General features: G+C 60.9%; 16 protein-coding genes. 10 read left to right on the top strand and 6 right to left on the bottom strand.

Annotated features, from left to right (window positions below; genetic code table 11):
- On the bottom strand, nt 1–380 hold a 380-nt coding region (locus tag J4F42_16875; GenBank protein MCE2487191.1), incomplete at its 3' end, for a rhodanese-like domain-containing protein.
- A 33-nt stretch (nt 381–413) separates the two neighbouring features.
- The gene (locus tag J4F42_16870) at nt 414–674 is read right to left on the bottom strand and encodes a hypothetical protein (protein MCE2487190.1); all 261 of its coding nucleotides are present in this window, start codon (nt 672–674) and stop codon (nt 414–416) included.
- A 105-nt stretch (nt 675–779) separates the two neighbouring features.
- On the opposite strand from J4F42_16870, the gene J4F42_16865 reads away from it, so the two are divergent.
- From J4F42_16865 to J4F42_16850, 4 genes are all read left to right on the top strand, one after another.
- Complete coding sequence (locus tag J4F42_16865) at nt 780–1433, top strand: 4Fe-4S dicluster domain-containing protein (protein MCE2487189.1); 654 nt, start codon at nt 780–782, stop codon at nt 1431–1433.
- Nucleotides 1434–1472: 39 nt separating this feature from the next.
- A complete protein-coding gene (locus J4F42_16860) occupies nt 1473–3497 on the top strand; it encodes a hypothetical protein (GenBank protein ID MCE2487188.1) in 2025 nt (674 codons plus the stop codon).
- Nucleotides 3498–3553: 56 nt separating this feature from the next.
- Nucleotides 3554–3835 carry a hypothetical protein gene (locus tag J4F42_16855; protein ID MCE2487187.1) on the top strand — a complete coding sequence of 94 codons (282 nt, stop codon included), beginning with the start codon at nt 3554–3556 and terminating at the stop codon, nt 3833–3835.
- A 67-nt stretch (nt 3836–3902) separates the two neighbouring features.
- Nucleotides 3903–4376, top strand: coding sequence for a hypothetical protein (locus tag J4F42_16850; GenBank protein ID MCE2487186.1), 474 nt, complete (start codon nt 3903–3905; stop codon nt 4374–4376).
- A 4-nt stretch (nt 4377–4380) separates the two neighbouring features.
- Here J4F42_16850 and J4F42_16845 read toward each other — a convergent pair whose 3' ends face one another.
- Entirely contained in the window at nt 4381–5715 is a 1335-nt protein-coding gene (locus tag J4F42_16845; protein ID MCE2487185.1) for an outer membrane lipoprotein-sorting protein, read from the bottom strand.
- Between the two features lie 120 nt (nt 5716–5835).
- The gene (locus tag J4F42_16840) at nt 5836–9012 is read right to left on the bottom strand and encodes an AAA family ATPase (protein ID MCE2487184.1); all 3177 of its coding nucleotides are present in this window, start codon (nt 9010–9012) and stop codon (nt 5836–5838) included.
- A 303-nt stretch (nt 9013–9315) separates the two neighbouring features.
- Between J4F42_16840 and J4F42_16835 the strand changes: the two genes are divergently transcribed.
- The 6 genes from J4F42_16835 (at nt 9316) to J4F42_16810 (ending at nt 14235) form a co-directional block, all read left to right on the top strand.
- Complete coding sequence (locus J4F42_16835) at nt 9316–9786, top strand: 4Fe-4S dicluster domain-containing protein (GenBank protein ID MCE2487183.1); 471 nt, start codon at nt 9316–9318, stop codon at nt 9784–9786.
- A gap of 11 nt (nt 9787–9797) precedes the next feature.
- The gene (locus J4F42_16830) at nt 9798–11645 is read left to right on the top strand and encodes an aldehyde ferredoxin oxidoreductase family protein (protein ID MCE2487182.1); all 1848 of its coding nucleotides are present in this window, start codon (nt 9798–9800) and stop codon (nt 11643–11645) included.
- 631 nt (nt 11646–12276) lie between these two features.
- Nucleotides 12277–13137, top strand: a complete 861-nt coding sequence (locus J4F42_16825) for an FAD-dependent oxidoreductase (GenBank protein MCE2487181.1) — start codon at nt 12277–12279, stop codon at nt 13135–13137.
- A complete protein-coding gene (locus J4F42_16820) occupies nt 13137–13469 on the top strand; it encodes a MoaD/ThiS family protein (protein ID MCE2487180.1) in 333 nt (110 codons plus the stop codon). Before J4F42_16825 ends, J4F42_16820 begins: the two co-directional genes overlap by 1 nt.
- Nucleotides 13470–13620: 151 nt before the next feature.
- The gene (locus J4F42_16815) at nt 13621–13872 is read left to right on the top strand and encodes a DUF433 domain-containing protein (GenBank protein MCE2487179.1); all 252 of its coding nucleotides are present in this window, start codon (nt 13621–13623) and stop codon (nt 13870–13872) included.
- 3 nt (nt 13873–13875) lie between these two features.
- Nucleotides 13876–14235, top strand: a complete 360-nt coding sequence (locus tag J4F42_16810; GenBank protein MCE2487178.1) for a DUF5615 family PIN-like protein — start codon at nt 13876–13878, stop codon at nt 14233–14235.
- A gap of 340 nt (nt 14236–14575) precedes the next feature.
- Here J4F42_16810 and J4F42_16805 read toward each other — a convergent pair whose 3' ends face one another.
- Together J4F42_16805 and J4F42_16800 are read right to left on the bottom strand one after the other, a co-directional pair.
- Nucleotides 14576–15193: an MBL fold metallo-hydrolase gene (locus J4F42_16805; protein ID MCE2487177.1), complete on the bottom strand. Its 618-nt coding sequence runs from the start codon at nt 15191–15193 to the stop codon at nt 14576–14578.
- A gap of 12 nt (nt 15194–15205) precedes the next feature.
- On the bottom strand, nt 15206–15778 hold a 573-nt coding region (locus J4F42_16800; GenBank protein ID MCE2487176.1), incomplete at its 5' end, for an enoyl-CoA hydratase/isomerase family protein.

Raw genomic sequence — 15778 nt, 5'->3', positions numbered from 1 at the left:
CTGATGCCGTCCCGGTTGTCCTGGGTGGTAGGCAGCTGGTGTTTGCGCCAGCCGGGGTAGCCGTCCGGCATGATGCGCACGTTGCGATAGCCGGCTTCGGCCAGCTTGTGGGCCGCCTGGGCAGCTCGCACGCCGTCGTCGCAGCCGGTGATCAGTACGGCGTCCTTGGCGTAGCTGTCCTCAACCACCTGCAGAAAGCTCTGGTTGGGAAAGACCTCTTTGGTGGTCGGATGGAAGAAGACCAGCGGGATGTTGACGACCGGACCCTTGGGGTGACCGGTGGAGAATTCGGCCACCGTCCGCACGTCAACATAGGTCGCGGGCTCGGCGCCGCCCAGGGCGGCGTTGACTTCCGGGGGGTTCATGACTGGGTGATCCATAGGTAGGCTCCTTGGGGCAGGCTCCTGTGTCTCTCAGGCCACGCTCTCGAAGCTGTCGAACTCGTTGACCAGGGGAGGAATGATCCGGCACCGCTCGCGCCCGACAGCCGGCGGCTGGCCGTTCAGGCTGTAGACGATGCCGCCGGCGTCTTCCTGCGCGGTCACCTCTTCAAGATGATGATGGATATACGGGCCATCCGGCGACAGGGCAAAGATACACTCCAGGACTTTGCGGGCGGGCAGTTTGCCCAGGTCGGGATGCAACAGTGCCTCGGTCGGTTTGCTGTCAGTCATGCGGCGGGTCTCCTTACTGGCGTCATTTCTCCTTTTGCATACGTGTTTTTTCCTTGACAGGCAATCGAGAAACGGATTACATGACAGGTCAGGAAGGAGGGCTGTATGTCTGCATTGCCCCAAAAGGAGCTGGTCAACGGGGAGGTCTGGTATGAACCGGGCGAGAAGGTTCCCAATGTTGACAAAAAGCTCTTCGCCCTGCAAAACCTGTGTACCGATTGCAAGATCTGTGAGGTCGCCTGCTCGCTCATCCACTCGCCCGAAGGGGAACTCAACCCGCTGTGGACACGGATCAAGATTGAACACGCGCCAACCGTGGAAACGCGGGTCAGCAAGGACGGTTTCGGCTTTACGGCCGAAATCTGCCACCACTGCGCCAACCCCCCGCCGTGCGCCAAGGTCTGCCCGACCGATGCGTTCTACTATGATCCCGTCACCCAGGCGGCCATCATTGACCAGGACAAGTGTATCCAGTGCATGGAGTGTGTGCCGGCCTGTCCGTTCGACACGGTCTTTGTCGCCCCCAGCGGCGAGGTGCTCAAATGCGACCTGTGCGGCGGTGACCCGGCCTGTGTCAAAGCGTGTTCGACCCGGCCCGAAATGCTGAATGCGGGCAAACAGTACAACCGCTCCAGCGTGCTGTTCTTTGAGGAAAAAGCGGCCTTCAGCCAGATCTTGCGCCGCAAGCCGGAACAACGGGATGAAGTCGGCATCATGCAAGCCATGCTGTCAAAGGGGAAAATCAGCAGCTCGGCATAAGGTTGCCCAGCCGGCCGAACAAGACAAGGAGTTCCAGCCATGGAAAGTCGTTTACTGCGGGTCAATCTCAGCACCAACGAAATCAAGACCGAGGTCATTCCCCACGCCGTGTTCGAGCGCTGGATTGGCGGCTCGGGGATCAACAACTGGATCATGTGGGAGCACTTCCTGAACCACGACATCAACTGCGATCCCCGTGGGCCGGACAATATCTTCGTGTTCGGCGTCGGGCCGCTGGCCGGGACCGGGGCGGGCATTGGCGTCAAAGGCCGGATCACCTTCAAGAGCCCGTGCTACGGCATTTTTGGCGACTCGACCGGCGGCGGCAAGTTTCCCTACGTCGTGCGTTTCAGCGGCTATGACTATATCGCCGTGACCGGCAAAGCGCCCAAGCCGGTCTATCTGCACATCGCCAATAACGAGGTGACCCTGTGCGACGCCCGCCACCTGTGGGGCAAGAACAGCTCGGAAGCCCACGACACGCTGCAAAAAGAGCTGGGCGACTACCCGTCAGAGGTGCATACCCTGACCATCGGCCAGGCCGGTGAGAACCAGGTCGGCATTGCCGGTGTGATCTCGGACGGCTGGCGGATTCACGCCCGCTGCGGTGGCGGGGCGGTCATGGGCTCCAAGAACCTCAAGGCCATCGCCGTGCAGGGCAATCTGGGCATCAAGGTCGATAACCCGGGTGGGCTGCTCGACTGGTCGGACGATTTCCGCCAGAAGATTGACACCAATGAGGCTGGCTACGGCTTTAAGCGGCGGGGCACGCTGGGAGCGGTGGAGATGTACCAGCGGATCGGCGGCAATTTCTGGCGCAACAACCAGGGCGCGCTGTTCCGGGGCGAAGAGGTCCGCTCCGATAACTGGGTCAAGAAATACCACAAATACTCCGAGGTATGCTCCTCCGACTGTTATATTGCCTGCGACGGGCGGTACAAAATCGAGGGCAACGAGTCGGACAAGGCCGAGAAATACATCGGCGAATCCTTCCGCCATCCCGAGTATCTGACGACCGGCAGCAGTGCCGGAGCCATGGATGTCCGTGACTGGGCCGAAGTCGCCCACTGGGGCAAGATCACCAACGAGTACGGCATTGATAATCAGGATCTGAGCTGCTCCATCAGCTTCATCATGGAGCTGCGGCAGCGGGAGCTGATCTCCGATACAGACGTGGCCGAGCTGTTCGGCAAGTCCCAGCGGTTGGAGTGGGGCAATATGGAGGATATTGAGAGCCTGATACGCAGCGTCGTCCACCAGGAGAACCCGTTCGGCTGGATGTTCCGCGACGGCGCCTACTGGGGCGCGCTGCGCTACTCCGAGAAGATGGGCCAGAACTTCATGAAGTACGCCATCTACGGCAAGGGCGGGGCCAGCTTCACCGAGGAGATGCGAGCGTTCCCGACCTGGATGAACAACATGGCGGTGGCCTCGCGTGGGGCCGACCATCTCAAGGGCATTGGCCTGATCGAAAAATTCCAGCGCAAGGATCTGTCCAAGGCCTACTTTGGCACACCGATCGCCGGCGATCCGACCGTGCCCGATCTCAAGGGCGCCTGCACTGCGGTGATTGAAAACCAGGTGGCGCTGATCAACTCCTACGGGGTGTGCATGTTCCACTGGCTGCTCGATCCCCTGGGCTATGCGCCGGAGAGCTACTACGGCAAAGCCTACGCCGAGGTGACCGGCATCGACCGGACCAAAGAAGAGCTGATGCGGGACGGCGAGCGGATCTGCAACCTGGAAAAAGCCTTTAACTCACGCCTGGGCATGCGGCGCGAACACGACACCATCTGTGAGCGCTGGATGCACGAGCCGGCACCGGAAGGCATGTACGAGGGCCGGGTGGCGGCCGACATGTTCGATCAGGTCCTGGACGAGTACTACGAGTGGCGCGGCTGGGACAGAGCAACCGGCCTGCAAACGCAGTCCAAACTCGAAGAATTGGGTCTCCAGGATGTGGCCGACGTGCTGGCCTCGGAAAGAGCCCTGGCTGGTGAACAGGGCCGCAAGTCGGTGCAGGTGCCCAAGGCGCCGAGCGACGATCCCGGCCTGCCTGACTAAGACCGCTCTGCCCTCTCCCGTTCGGGAGGGGGCTCTACTCAACAAGGAACCCCATCGTGATTACGGTACACACGGAATATCAGGCCCGTTTCCGGGAAATCACCAGGATTACGGGAGAGAGCTTCGAGCTCAAGCAACCGCTGGTGTCCGAGCTGGCCGAACGGATCACCCAGAAGTACGGCGCAGAGATGCAGGCGTTGCTGATCGATCCCGACACCCAGGACCTGAACGCCAAGGGCACGCTGTATCTCGACTCAAAGGGCAACCGGATTTTTATTGACGACAGCCTGGAAGACGGCGAGACGGTCGTCTTCATGGTCGGCATTGCGGGTGGCTGAGGCGCGGACCTAGCACCTCCCCCGGCCTGCTTGCACACCGCTGTTCAGCGGGTGGAGTCCGAACAGGATGAAGCTTGGTGCCTGGGCGCTGTATTTGATACTGGTGACGGTCTGCTCCAGGCAAGCTGTCTGGGCCGAAGCCGTACCGTTCACCCTGGAAGACCGAGACCGTTTGATCCGGACTGAGACCACCCTTCAGGAATTCAAAGAAAGTGTGGAGCGGCGTTTCGAGGCGATTGAGCGGCGTTTCGACGATTCCGAAAAACGTTCTGATGAGCGCTTGCAGGACTTTCAGACCAGTGTCACCGACCGCTTAGCCGATCTCAACCGTTTTTTGACGATTCTGGCCGGGATTTTTATCAGCTTGGTCGTTGCGGTCATCTCGCTGGTGATTTGGGACCGACGCACAGCCTTGGCTCCAGCCCTGCGCCGCAGCCAAGAACTTGAACTACGCGAAGACCGGCTCGAACGAGCGCTGCGCACTCTGGCTCAAAAAGATCAGGCTGTGGCCGATGCCTTACGGCAGGTCGGCCTGCTCTGAGCAATCAGTTTTCCCCGCCGATAAAGACAATCTGCCCGGCTTCGTTCTGGGCCTTGATCCGGGCTTCAAGGGCGTCCGACAGCCGGATCGTGCGCTCAGTCGGAAACTTGTCCCGGTACAGATGGGGCCGCAGGTAGAACTCTTCGGGGGTGCTCACCCCAGCCTGGGTTTTGAGCGGGACCGGAAACCAGCCGCGACGCATGAAGTCGGGGTTGAAAAACACGTCTTTGTCGGCCTGGCTCCACTCGCGCAGATCCATGGCGTCGTGCACCCCGTAGGAATAGAAGTCCTGCTGCGGGTCCCACCACAGGGCTAGCAGATTGTGATAGCCACGCTCCTTGAGCGCGGGGTTCATCAGCTCGGCCAGACGTTCCTCAATCAGGACGAGTTCCCCGTCCGGACCGTAGGCCTCGATCCGCAGCGGGTAGAAGTATTCCTGATCGACCCAGTACAGAATCCGGGGCGCGTAATAGGTAGGCAGCCAGTCGGACTTGGCGGTCGCCTCCATGACATAAGTGCGGACGCCCCCGTCCTCGGTGTAATAGGAGTAGTCTCTGCCCATCAGCTTGAGGTCGGTCGCCGGGACATCGCTAAAGGTGCCGTCTTTGGCGCGCAGGGTCATGAACTGACGGGTGTTCGGAAAGCGGGCCGTCTCGTACAGGACATCGGTGCCGATCACCCGCCACGAGAACTCCCAGGCGTCGCGGCCCAGAAAGTCGTCGTAGGCGACCGGCTGGTTGGGAAATTTATCCTGACGCCGGGGCTGGGGAAAGCGGCGCACGCGGCGCAGGGTCGGCGAGTAGCCGAACATATCGGCCTTCTTGGTCAGTTCCTTGTTGGTCCGATAGGTGGCAAACAGCAGCTGGTTGCCGTGGTTTTCCGGCGGGGCAATATCCTGGCTCAGCCAGCGCGAGAAGACTTCGCCGGGCTCGGCCAGGATCTGGCCCATCAGGCCGGCCGGCTCATCATATTGGATCAGGACAATGATCTGGTTGATGAACAGATAGCCGGTCGGGGTGAGGGTGCCGCTGTCTTCGATCTGGACACAGTTCCAGCGCGGCATGTGGGGGAATTCCATGGCCCGAAAGCCGATCTCTTCGGGTGTGTAGGGCGGCTCAAAGGGATACGGCTCGGCCGGCATATACGGAATGGTGGCGTCGCGCGGGGTATCGGTCGAAAAGTCGAGCCGTTGGCGTTCTTCGGGCGTCAGTTCCGACAACAGCCGCCAGCTGCGTTCGGCCTGCGGGGCGACACTCGTATCGTCCGCCCAGGTCGGCGCATGGAACACAAGGAGTGTGGCCAACAGGCACACCACCAGATGCAGGTCAGCTCTACGCATACCATTCCTCCTGCCAAGCTCCCGCCGGTGTACCACATTCATGGCACGGGTGGGAGAGGGGGCGTGGTCGCCATCTGACCGCAGCTTAGTCAGTCTCGGCGAGCAACGTCTGCAGAGTAATTATGAAAGCGTCCGCCGAGATGTCTCGACGAGCAATCGGTCTCGTGTTTTCTCGATTTCGTCAATCACCGAGTCGATTTCCTCGTGGCACCGCCACGCCGGTATCCGTAGGACTGTCCAGCCGAGCTTGGATATGACGCGGTCGCGGGTGATGTCCTGGCGTCGTTGCCGGCCTCGGGCGTCGAGGTGCTGATCGCCGTCAACCTCGATGTTCAGCTTGATTCCCTGTTCCAACAGGGCAAAGTCCAACTCGTATCCCTCCACGTTGAGCTTGGCATAGGGAGCGAGGTCTCTGAGCTGCATGGCGTCGAGCAGGAGTTCCTCTGACCTGCTGTCCGTACGAAACTCGGCGAACGGCTCAGCAGAGCCACCATTCTGTGGAATCTCATCGCGCAGATAGGCGCGCAGGGAGGCTAGGGTTGGATTGCCCAAATCACTCATGGCCGGATGGCCGAGAGCGATCAGCGCTCGACGGGCGCGGCTGACGGCCACGTTCAGAAGGTTTCTTTCTTTTTCTACCCAGAAGGCGCTGTTCTCGGACATGCCGGGAGACAGCACACAGGAGATCAGGATCGCATCCCGTTCGTTTCCTTGGAGGCTGTGTGCAGTTCCGCATACGAACTCCTTCTCCTTCAGAATGGAACGGTCGAATCGCTCTTTGGCTAGCTGCTCTATGAGCTGCGCCTGTGCAGCGAAAGGAGTCAGGACACCGACAGTCGAGAAGGAACACAGGAGCTCGCCAAGCTGTTCGACGCTTTGCTCCGCCTCTGCTCGGTTTAGCCAACTCTGCCCGGCAGGGGGCCGTTCTGCCACTCCCTCGATGTCCCGCCAGCAGATGGCGCGGTCGCACTGGGCTATCTCATTGACTTCTGTCAGTACATTGAGTTCGTTCTTGTAGAATGTTCGGTTGAACCAACGAGCGATGTGCGGGTGGCAGCGGTAGTGTTCGTTGAGGAGAAGCGGTGCTTGGGGTCGTGCGGCAAACTTGAAAGCGAAGTAGGCTGAACCGTTCTTGTGGTGGATGCCCTGTTCGCGCAGCTTGTCGTTTTTGAATCCCGCCTGGGTGGCGATATCCTGTAGAAGTTGATCGCTGAGGGAAACGATTGGAGGCAATTGAGACGGGTCCCCTACCAATGTCAGACGTTTCGCGCGGTAGGCCAACGGCAGCACGGATGCCAGACTGCACTGGCTGGCCTCGTCGACGATCACCAAGTCGAATAGTCCAGACTCTAGCGGAAAATTGGAACCCGCCGACAGTGCCGTGCATGCCCAGCCTCGCAAGCTCGCAAGCGAATTGCCGATGGCTCGCTTAACCTGTCCGCCGCGGGCAGACATCCTGCCGAAATCCGCCAGTTGATTGGCGCTGGATCGGATACGCGCCGCGGTCTCCGAACGGATCGCAGAGAGACTGGCTTCCGCCCATTTCCGGTTTGCCTGCTGCACGCTGACTGTCGGGTCGCCCACGGTAGCCTCCAGCTGTCTGCGTTCAGTTCGTCTAATCTCCAATTGAGAGGTCAGCTTCAATCTGGACTGATCAGTTCGAGCCCAAGTGATGATCTGTTCCAGTGGAGCGGTCTCAATGCAGCCGAGTTGCTTACGCAGGTGCTGGGTACGGAAGCGACGGAAGAACCATGCCCGTAGCAATCTCCTGGCTCGTTGCTCGGTTCTACTGGAACTGATGGCCAATTCTGGAGGACTCGCATCGGACCAGAGTGTTTGCGCTGCCTCCTTCAGGGCCAGCCTGTTCTCCTCCAGCTTTTCGGCGACAGATAACAGCTCCTTGTCCAGCTCGTCCAGTCGTGCGAGTTTCTCCATCAACTGCGTGCGCTCGGTGGCGGAGCGTTTCAGCTGGGCGCGCGTTGTTGCTTGGCCATCGGCGTATTTTGTCGCTTGAGCTGACGCCGCAGTGATGAGATCTGCAATATTCTCGCGTGCGGAACGGTTGCCCGTGCGGATCAACAATCCGCGGCAGATGTCATCTGCCGCCCGCTTGGCAGCTACGTCTACCGCAGCGTTGTTGGTTGAAGTCACCAGGACTTTGTCGCCGTCCAGCCATGCGTTGGTAACCGCATTCACTACGAGTTGAGTCTTGCCTGTCCCGGGCGGTCCGGTCACGATCGTTAGAGGGGCTCTACGGAGGCGTTCGAGCGTTTCTTCCTGCGACTGGTTGCATAGGAGAGGCGCTGCAAGAGGTCCGGCCGGGGGTTGTAGGTCTTCTTTTGGCGCGGAGTCGTCTGGGAGGAGGTACGCCGCCGCCGTGGCAGACCAGTCTTTCCGAGTCTCCAATTGCCGCAGTTCCTCACAGATGGCGGTGTGATAGCTGGAACTCTCGGCCAAGACTGAGACGGCGGCGTTGTAGACGCCCTGTTTTCTACCTAGGCTCGGGTCGAGTATTTTCGGGTCGAGTCGGTGCGACAGGATATCGAGACCCAGCACCTCGGCCGTCTGTTCGACGAGAGCGGCGAAAGAGACCGGATCGCCGAACGGCAGGCCGTGGTCGAGAAGGTCAGCGACTTCTTCGTTAATCGAAGGATCGAAGATACCGCTGGCCGTGACGGCCAAGTTGAATTCCGGCTCCGTCTTCGCGTGAAGTATCCATTCGCCGTTGGAGTCTTGTTCTGGATCGACGGAAACAGCAAAGAGAGGGGCAACCTTGGGCATGTGGTTACGTTCGATCACGACGACCGTCGGCCAGCCATAGATGATCGACCGCCCATCTTGCGACCCGGTGCGAGAGCCCAGTCGATCGGCGAGTTTTCTGGATGCTGGTGTTGAGTCGCCCTCCCCGACCACCAATTTATCTTCTCCAGAATACGAGAACCACAGAGAGCCCTCCTTGTTGTACGGAACCAGGGATTTTGCCGCTTCCGCCTCGATGCATCGTCGTGCGTATTCGCACAGTCGCTGCCAGAGAGCTTGTGGGTTGTCTACGGGCAGCTTCCGCACTCTTGCTGGATTCGGATTTGTATTACTTGCTGCACTCTGCGACTTCTCTGCTCTACGATCTGCTGCACTCTGGACAGGAGGGTTCTTACCGCTAACGCACCTAGCGCACCAGACCTTCTTCGCGGACGGTGACCAGTAAGCCCGCTCGCCCACTTTCAGGTTCGCTTTGCACGACCGGCAGTTTGCGCCGTATTTCAGCGGGATGAAACAGATATCTTCGGGGAGTTCCATCAACGGTTCTCAGGGCGAGTGGCCAGCGATTACGGCTAGTTTGGATTTATAGATAGGAAGCAGATGCGAATGCACTTTTCATCATGCCAGTCGGCATTGACCTCCTACCCAGAGACCGCTGGTGTACCACATTCATGGTAACGGTGGGAGAGGGACACGGTGGAACGCCCGAGATGTGGAGCATCGCGCCGCATTGCGCCCCGGTTCAGGTCGCCTCTGACAGTTGATCTCTGAGCCCAGAGGTTTAAGATGGCCGGAGCCGATTGTGCTGGGGCTGGCCCCAGTGCGGAGCAAGGAGGGTGTATGAAACAGCTCCGTGTCATCACCGATAAATGCACGGGCTGCGTGCAGTGCGAGCTGGCGTGCGCGTTTGTCCAAACCGGTACGTTCCAACCATCCCGGTCCGTGATTCGGGTCCACATCTTTGATGAGCAGGCTGTCTACTCGCCCTATACCTGCTTTCAGTGCGAAGAAGCCTGGTGTCTGACCGCCTGCCCGGTCAACGCGATTGCCATCGATCCCAACACCGAAGCCAAGGTCGTGATGGACGACGTGTGTGTCGGCTGCGCGGTGTGTACGGTGGCCTGCCCGTATGGCACGGTTTTCTATAATCCCGACACCCATAAGGCGTTCAAGTGTGACCTGTGCGGCGGCGAGCCGGCCTGCGTACACTCGTGTCCGACCGGCGCCCTCGAATATGTTGACATGGAACAGGCCGATTGGCTGGCCAGCTGGGCGGACCGGGTCAATCACGGCTTTGTGGCTGACAAATAAGGAGACGACCCATGGCAAACGGATGGACAGGCACGGTGTTGCGTATCAACCTGACGGAGCGGACCATCACCAAAGAGCCGCTGAATGAACAGTGGGCCAGAGAGTATGTGGGCGGCCGTGGGCTCGGCGCCAGATATCTGACCGAGGAAGTGGACCCGACGGTCGACGCGCTCGACTCGGACAACAAGCTGCTGTTTGTGACCGGACCCCTGACCGGAACCAGCGCCTCGTGTGGCTCGCGCTATATGGTCGTTACCAAGGGGCCGCTGACCAACGCGATTACGACCTCGAACTCGGGCGGCTACTGGGGCCCGGAACTCAAGTTTGCCGGCTATGACATGCTGATTCTCGAAGGCCGGGCGTCGTCGCCGTGCTATCTGTGGATCTATGACGATGCGGTCGAACTCCGGGATGCCGACGACCTGTGGGGCAAAACGGTCTGGGAGACCGAGGAAGCTCTGCGCGCTGAGCTGGGCGTGCCCGACACGATTATCGCCAGCATCGGTCCGGCCGGCGAAAACCTGGTCCGCTTTGCCTGCATCATGAACGATCTGCACCGGGCGGCCGGCCGCTCCGGGGTTGGTGCGGTCATGGGCTCCAAAAACCTCAAGGCGATTGCCGTGCGAGGGACCGGCGGGGTCAGCCTGGCCGACCCAATGGCCTTCATGCAGGGCATGTGGACGATGAAGGAAAAGCTGCGCGAGTCGCCGGTCACTTCCCAGGGTTTGCCGATGTACGGCACCGAGGTCCTGGTCAACGTGATCAACGAACACGGCGCCCTGCCGACCCGCAACCACCAGCAGTCGGTGTTTGAAGAGGCCGAAGACATCAGCGGCGAGACGCTGACCGAGACCCGGCTGGTGGCCAATAAGGCGTGTTTTTCGTGCGCGATTGCGTGTGGCCGGGTGTCCACCCTGCCGGGCGAGGCGTCGAGCAAATATGAGGTCAGCACCAGCCCGCGGAACTGGAAAATTGCCGGCGAGGGACCCGAGTATGAGGCTGCCTGGGCCATGGGCTCGGAGTGCGGGATCGGCGATCTGGACGCCCTGATCAAGGCCAACTGGTTGTGCAACGACCTGGGCATGGACTCGATCAGCTTTGGCGCCACCGTGGCCGCAGCCATGGAGCTGTACGAAAAGCAGGCTGTGTCGCTCGACCAGACCGAGATTCCGCTGAATTTTGGCAGTTCCGAGGCGCTGCTGAGCATGGCCGAGCGGATCGCCTATCGCCAGGGATTTGGCACCGAGCTGGCCGAGGGCTCCAAACGCATGACCGAGAAGTTCGGGCACCCCGAGTTTTTCATGGGTGTGCGCGGTCAAGAGTTTGCCGCCTATGAGGCCCGTGCGATTCAGGGCATGGGCCTGGGCTATGCGACCTCGAACCGGGGCGCGTGTCATCTGAAGGCATATACGGTGGCGGCCGAGATTCTGGGCCTGCCGCGTCAGATGGACCCCAATGCAACCGAGGGCAAGGCCGAGATCACCAAGCTGTTTCAGGATGCCACCTCGACGGTCGACGCCACCGGGTTGTGCCAGTTCCTGACCTTTGGCGTGGGGCTGGAGGAAATGCTGCCCCAGCTGGCCGCAGCGACCGGGGTGAATTTCGAGCTGGAAGAGCTGCTGACCATTGGCGAGCGGATCTGGAATCTGGAGCGGCGCTGGAACGAGCGGGCCGGCGTGGGCGGCACCGAGGATACCCTGCCCAAGCGCATTCTGGAGGAACCCTTGCCGTCCGGCCCGGCCAAGGGCAAGGTCAACCGCCTGGGTGAGATGCTGCCCGAGTACTATGCGCTGCGCGGCTGGGACAAAGACGGCAATGTGACGCCCGAGAAGCTGAAGGAGCTGGGCCTGGACGACTGAGGCGAACGCTGCTGACCGCTCGTCAGGAGGAATCAGCATTCACCTTTGCCGAGGGATTGAGCATGGCACAACATATCATTATCGGTGCGGGGCCGGCCGGCGTGGCGGCGGCCGAAACCATTCGGGCTCAGGATGCCGACGCGGCGGTGAGCCTGATCTCCAACGAAGCGGCCTACTCGCGGATGGTGCTGCCGTATTATCTGGCCCAGGAAATTCCGGAAAAACACGTCCTGACCGGTGACCGGGACTATTTTGCCGAGCGGGGTATTGAGGCGCTGCTCGATACTACGGTCACCCGGGTTGACGGCGGACAAAAAACCCTCACCCTCAGCGATGGCACGACTCGCGCGTTTGACAGCCTGCTGATCGCAACCGGCTCGTCCGCCCAACAGCCGCCGATCCCGGGCAGCGATCTGGAGGGGGTGTACTCATTGTGGACGCTGGATGACGCGCAGAAGGTGATCGCCAAAGCCCAGGCCACGCCCAGCGCGGTACTCATCGGCGCGGGCTTCATTGGCTTTATTGTCCTGAACGCCATGGCCAAGCTGGACTGGAAGCTGGCGGTGGTTGAGGCGGAAAACCAGATCCTGCCGCGCATGCTCGACGCGACCGGGGCGGGGGCGGTTGAGGGCTGGCTCACGGCACCCAGGTGCAGGAAATCCGGCGCAACGCTGGCGGGAAACTGTCGCTGGCCCTCAGTTCGGGACAGACGCTTGAGGCCGATCTTGTCATCATGGCCACCGGTATCCGGCCCAATATTGACTTTCTGGCGGGTTCGGGGGTCAGTGTCGAACCTGGCGGGATCCCGGTTGACGACCGGATGCAGACCAATATCCCGGGCATTTATGCGGCCGGCGATGTGGCGATCGGGCCGGATATCCTGGCCGGTCGCACCGCGTCCGACACCTCGGCTTCTGCCCACGCCATCCAGCCCACCGCAGTTGACCATGGTCGGATTGCCGGGGCCAATATGGCCGGCCACGAGACCCATTATCCGGGCAGCCTGCTGCTCAACGTCCTGGACGTGGTCAATCTGCACTGCGCCAGCTTTGGTCTGTGGCGGGACGAGGGACACGACACCACGACGGTGTTCAATGCCAGCCGGCCGATCTACCGCAAGTATGTGTGGCACGAAGACCGTATCGTCGGCGCCCTGTTCGTCGGGCCGATTGATGACGTGACGATGCTGAACGATGTGGGCATGGTCAAGGGCCTGATTCAGACCCAGCAGCCCCTGGGCGACTGGGCGGCCTATGTCAAGGCCAATCCGACCGATGTGCGTCGCGCCTATGTGGCCAGCGGAGCCGCCCAGGCCCTGATCGGACGGACGCTTCTCGGCGCGCCGGCCCGCGACCGGGCCTATCGGGTTGACGGTAAAACGCCACCAGCCTGGGATAAGACCGCCACCCACGGACCGCTGGTCAGCACCCAGTCCGAGCACTACCGCGAGCTGAATCCGACGCCGACGCCGGGGATTGGAAAGGCCGAGTGATGGAAGTCAAGCTCAGGCTGTTTGCCACCCTGCGCAAGAAGCTGCCGCCCGGCTCCAAGGCCGGCAAGGCTGTCCTGACGCTCGACCAGGACGCCACCATCCGGGACGTGATCCAACAGCTGGATATCCCCGAGGATCTGGCCCAGATGGTGCTGGTCAACGGTGAGCAGACCCGCGCGTTCGATCAGGTCTTGACCGACGGCGACAGCCTGAGCATTTTTCCGCCGGTAGCCGGCGGGAGCGGGGAAGACCTGACGCGCGAGCTAACACAGGAGCCAGCACCAAAAAGAACCTCACGTCCCACTCGCTCTCCATCCCGGGAGAACGTCTAATGGAAAAACAAAGCATATTTCCTCAGGAGTTGGGTCCAGAATGCGAATCCGAGACAAAAGGCGCTCGCTCGTACTCATCAGATGCCCCATATGACTGATGAGCCTCGTCCTGCCCTCGGTTGGTGACAAATACACCATGAGGAGAAAAACAATGGCGCTAATGGATCGTATCGAAATAGATCCCAAGGTGATGCTCGGTAAACCGCTTATTCGCGGAACACGAATCCCTGCTGAGTTAATCGTGCGAAAGATGGGCGAAGGAGCGACAGAAGCCGATCTGCTCGACGCGTATCCACGCCTTAGCTTAGAGGATATTCGTGCCGCACTCAGTTACGCTGCCGACACACTCGCTCATGAAGAGATTCTCTTGCTCAACTCTCCTGCGTCTTCCTCCGCCGACTAGAGCATGCGATTCCTGGCTGATGAAAGTTGTGATTTTGCCGTCGTCCGTGCCCCTCGTACTGCCGGCCATGAAGTCTTAGCTATTGTCGATATTGCTCCCAGAGCGGACGATGCGCTTGTTATTGACCTTGCCATCCGTCAGCAGAGAGTGCTGCTGACAGAGGATAAGGACTTTGGGCAACTCGTGTATGCAAGTACACGTTCAGCCGGTGGGGTTATTCTCACCCGTTTTCCTGGAAAGGTGCGTGCGAGTCTGCCGCAGGCAGTGCTGACTTTGGTCAACGAGAAGGGTGAGAAACTCCTTGGCCATTTTGTGGTGGTCCAACCTGGCCGTATCCGGATTGGTCAGAATCCTGGAGTGTAGAACACCGGCGAATCACATTTGAGGTTTGACGGTTTCCCGCTTGGCCAAGCCGGCCATCGTCCCGAAAAGGTCGGCAAAAGCCGGCGGGGTCGGGTCGCCGCTGAACTCCCGATACAGCGTATTGACATTGACCGCGATGCGCTCGGCGTCGCCCCAGGCCGAGTAATCGCCCAGCCCGATATCGTTTGCCGCTTCGGTCCACGACAGGCCGGCGTCATAGCGTTTGCGGGCCTCGGCCTCGATATACTACAAATAGCCCTTGACCGCCTCCACCCCGCGTTTGTCGGTAATCGGTCCGTGGCCCGGCACGACCGTCTCGAGCTCAAGGCCGAGCATCAGGTCACAGGCTTTGATCCAGTTGGCAACCGGACCGTTTCAGGGGGGTGCCGTCGATAAACAGAATATCGCCGGTAAAAATGGTACGGTCGTCCGGGACATAGACCAGCACGTCGCCCCGGGTGTGGGCCGGGCCAACCTGAATCAGGCACACCTCCTTGTCGCCGAGGTGGAGGTCGAGACGGCCCTCAAACGTCCGGGTGGGCAGCGTGGCGCTGATGCCCTCAAACTCGAACGGGCCGAGGATTTCGGACAGGTAGGCGCCCAGTTCCCCCATGCTGGGGGCGGCCCGCATCATCTCGGCCAGCCGCTCGGGGGGCAACTCGCCCATTTCGTCGGCGCAGGCCCGCGAGGCGATGATCTCGGCGCCGTGGACCAGCTCGTTGCCAAAATAGTGGTCGCCGTTGGCGTGAGTGTTGACCAGGGTCTTGATCGAGGCGGCGGCCGGCACGGCGGCCCGCATGGTGTCGAGCATGTCCCGGGTCAGTCTCAGATCAAATAAGGTATCGACCAGGAGCGAGTGGTCCCCTCCGACAATCAGGCCGGAGCCGTCGGGCAGCAGATAGGCGTAGACCTGGTTGCCCAGGTCGTGAAGTCCCTTGGTGTAATTCCATTGGGTCATGACTCGTCCTCCTCATGCTCCGGGTACCTTGCTGAAGTCGGGCTCGCGCCGCTCAAAGAAAGCCGCAATCGCCTCGCGGTTGGCCGGGGCACCGACCAGGTGTTTGTAGGCTTCCAGCTCGCGGGCGTGGGATTCTCTGGCCACGGCCAGCCGGCCGCCGGCCAACATGAGTTCTTTGGTGGCGATTAGAGACGGAATCGGGTTGGCGGCAATATCCGTGGCCACAGCCAGGGCTTGTTCGATGAGTTGCTCAGGTTCGCAGATCTTCCACACATAGCCCGCCTCATAGGCGTCCTGGGCGCTCAGCCATTTGCCCGAGAGCAGGGTGTGGGCTGCGTTCTGCCAGCCCATGCGCAGCGGAAACAGGCCGCTGCTGCCGGCCTCGGGGGCGAGGCCGAGTTGGGGAAAGGGCGTGCGCAAACGGGCGGTGCTTGACATCAGCACCAGATCGCAGTGGGCCAGCATGGTCATGCCGATGCCCACGCCCACGCCGTTGACCGCCGCGAGCAGCGGTTTGCGAAACGCGCTGAGCTGAGCCAGGAAGCCCGGAAACTGGTAGGTGTCGCCGCCGCCGTCCACCATGCG

This window comes from Desulfurellaceae bacterium, assembly GCA_021296095.1.
Classification (GTDB): domain Bacteria; phylum Desulfobacterota; class Binatia; order Bin18; family Bin18; genus JAAXHF01.
Note: the sequence above shows the minus strand (reverse complement) of the source record. Positions and strands in the feature narration are given on the sequence as shown.

Coding starts and splice junctions, on each gene's coding strand:
- J4F42_16870 (MCE2487190.1), bottom strand. CDS start 674: ATGACTGACAGCAAACCGACCGAGGCACTGTTGCATCCCGACCTGGGC.
- J4F42_16865 (MCE2487189.1), top strand. CDS start 780: ATGTCTGCATTGCCCCAAAAGGAGCTGGTCAACGGGGAGGTCTGGTAT.
- J4F42_16860 (MCE2487188.1), top strand. CDS start 1,473: ATGGAAAGTCGTTTACTGCGGGTCAATCTCAGCACCAACGAAATCAAG.
- J4F42_16850 (MCE2487186.1), top strand. CDS start 3,903: ATGAAGCTTGGTGCCTGGGCGCTGTATTTGATACTGGTGACGGTCTGC.
- J4F42_16845 (MCE2487185.1), bottom strand. CDS start 5,715: ATGCGTAGAGCTGACCTGCATCTGGTGGTGTGCCTGTTGGCCACACTC.
- J4F42_16840 (MCE2487184.1), bottom strand. CDS start 9,012: ATGGAACTCCCCGAAGATATCTGTTTCATCCCGCTGAAATACGGCGCA.
- J4F42_16835 (MCE2487183.1), top strand. CDS start 9,316: ATGAAACAGCTCCGTGTCATCACCGATAAATGCACGGGCTGCGTGCAG.
- J4F42_16830 (MCE2487182.1), top strand. CDS start 9,798: ATGGCAAACGGATGGACAGGCACGGTGTTGCGTATCAACCTGACGGAG.
- J4F42_16820 (MCE2487180.1), top strand. CDS start 13,137: ATGGAAGTCAAGCTCAGGCTGTTTGCCACCCTGCGCAAGAAGCTGCCG.
- J4F42_16815 (MCE2487179.1), top strand. CDS start 13,621: ATGGCGCTAATGGATCGTATCGAAATAGATCCCAAGGTGATGCTCGGT.
- J4F42_16810 (MCE2487178.1), top strand. CDS start 13,876: ATGCGATTCCTGGCTGATGAAAGTTGTGATTTTGCCGTCGTCCGTGCC.
- J4F42_16805 (MCE2487177.1), bottom strand. CDS start 15,193: ATGACCCAATGGAATTACACCAAGGGACTTCACGACCTGGGCAACCAG.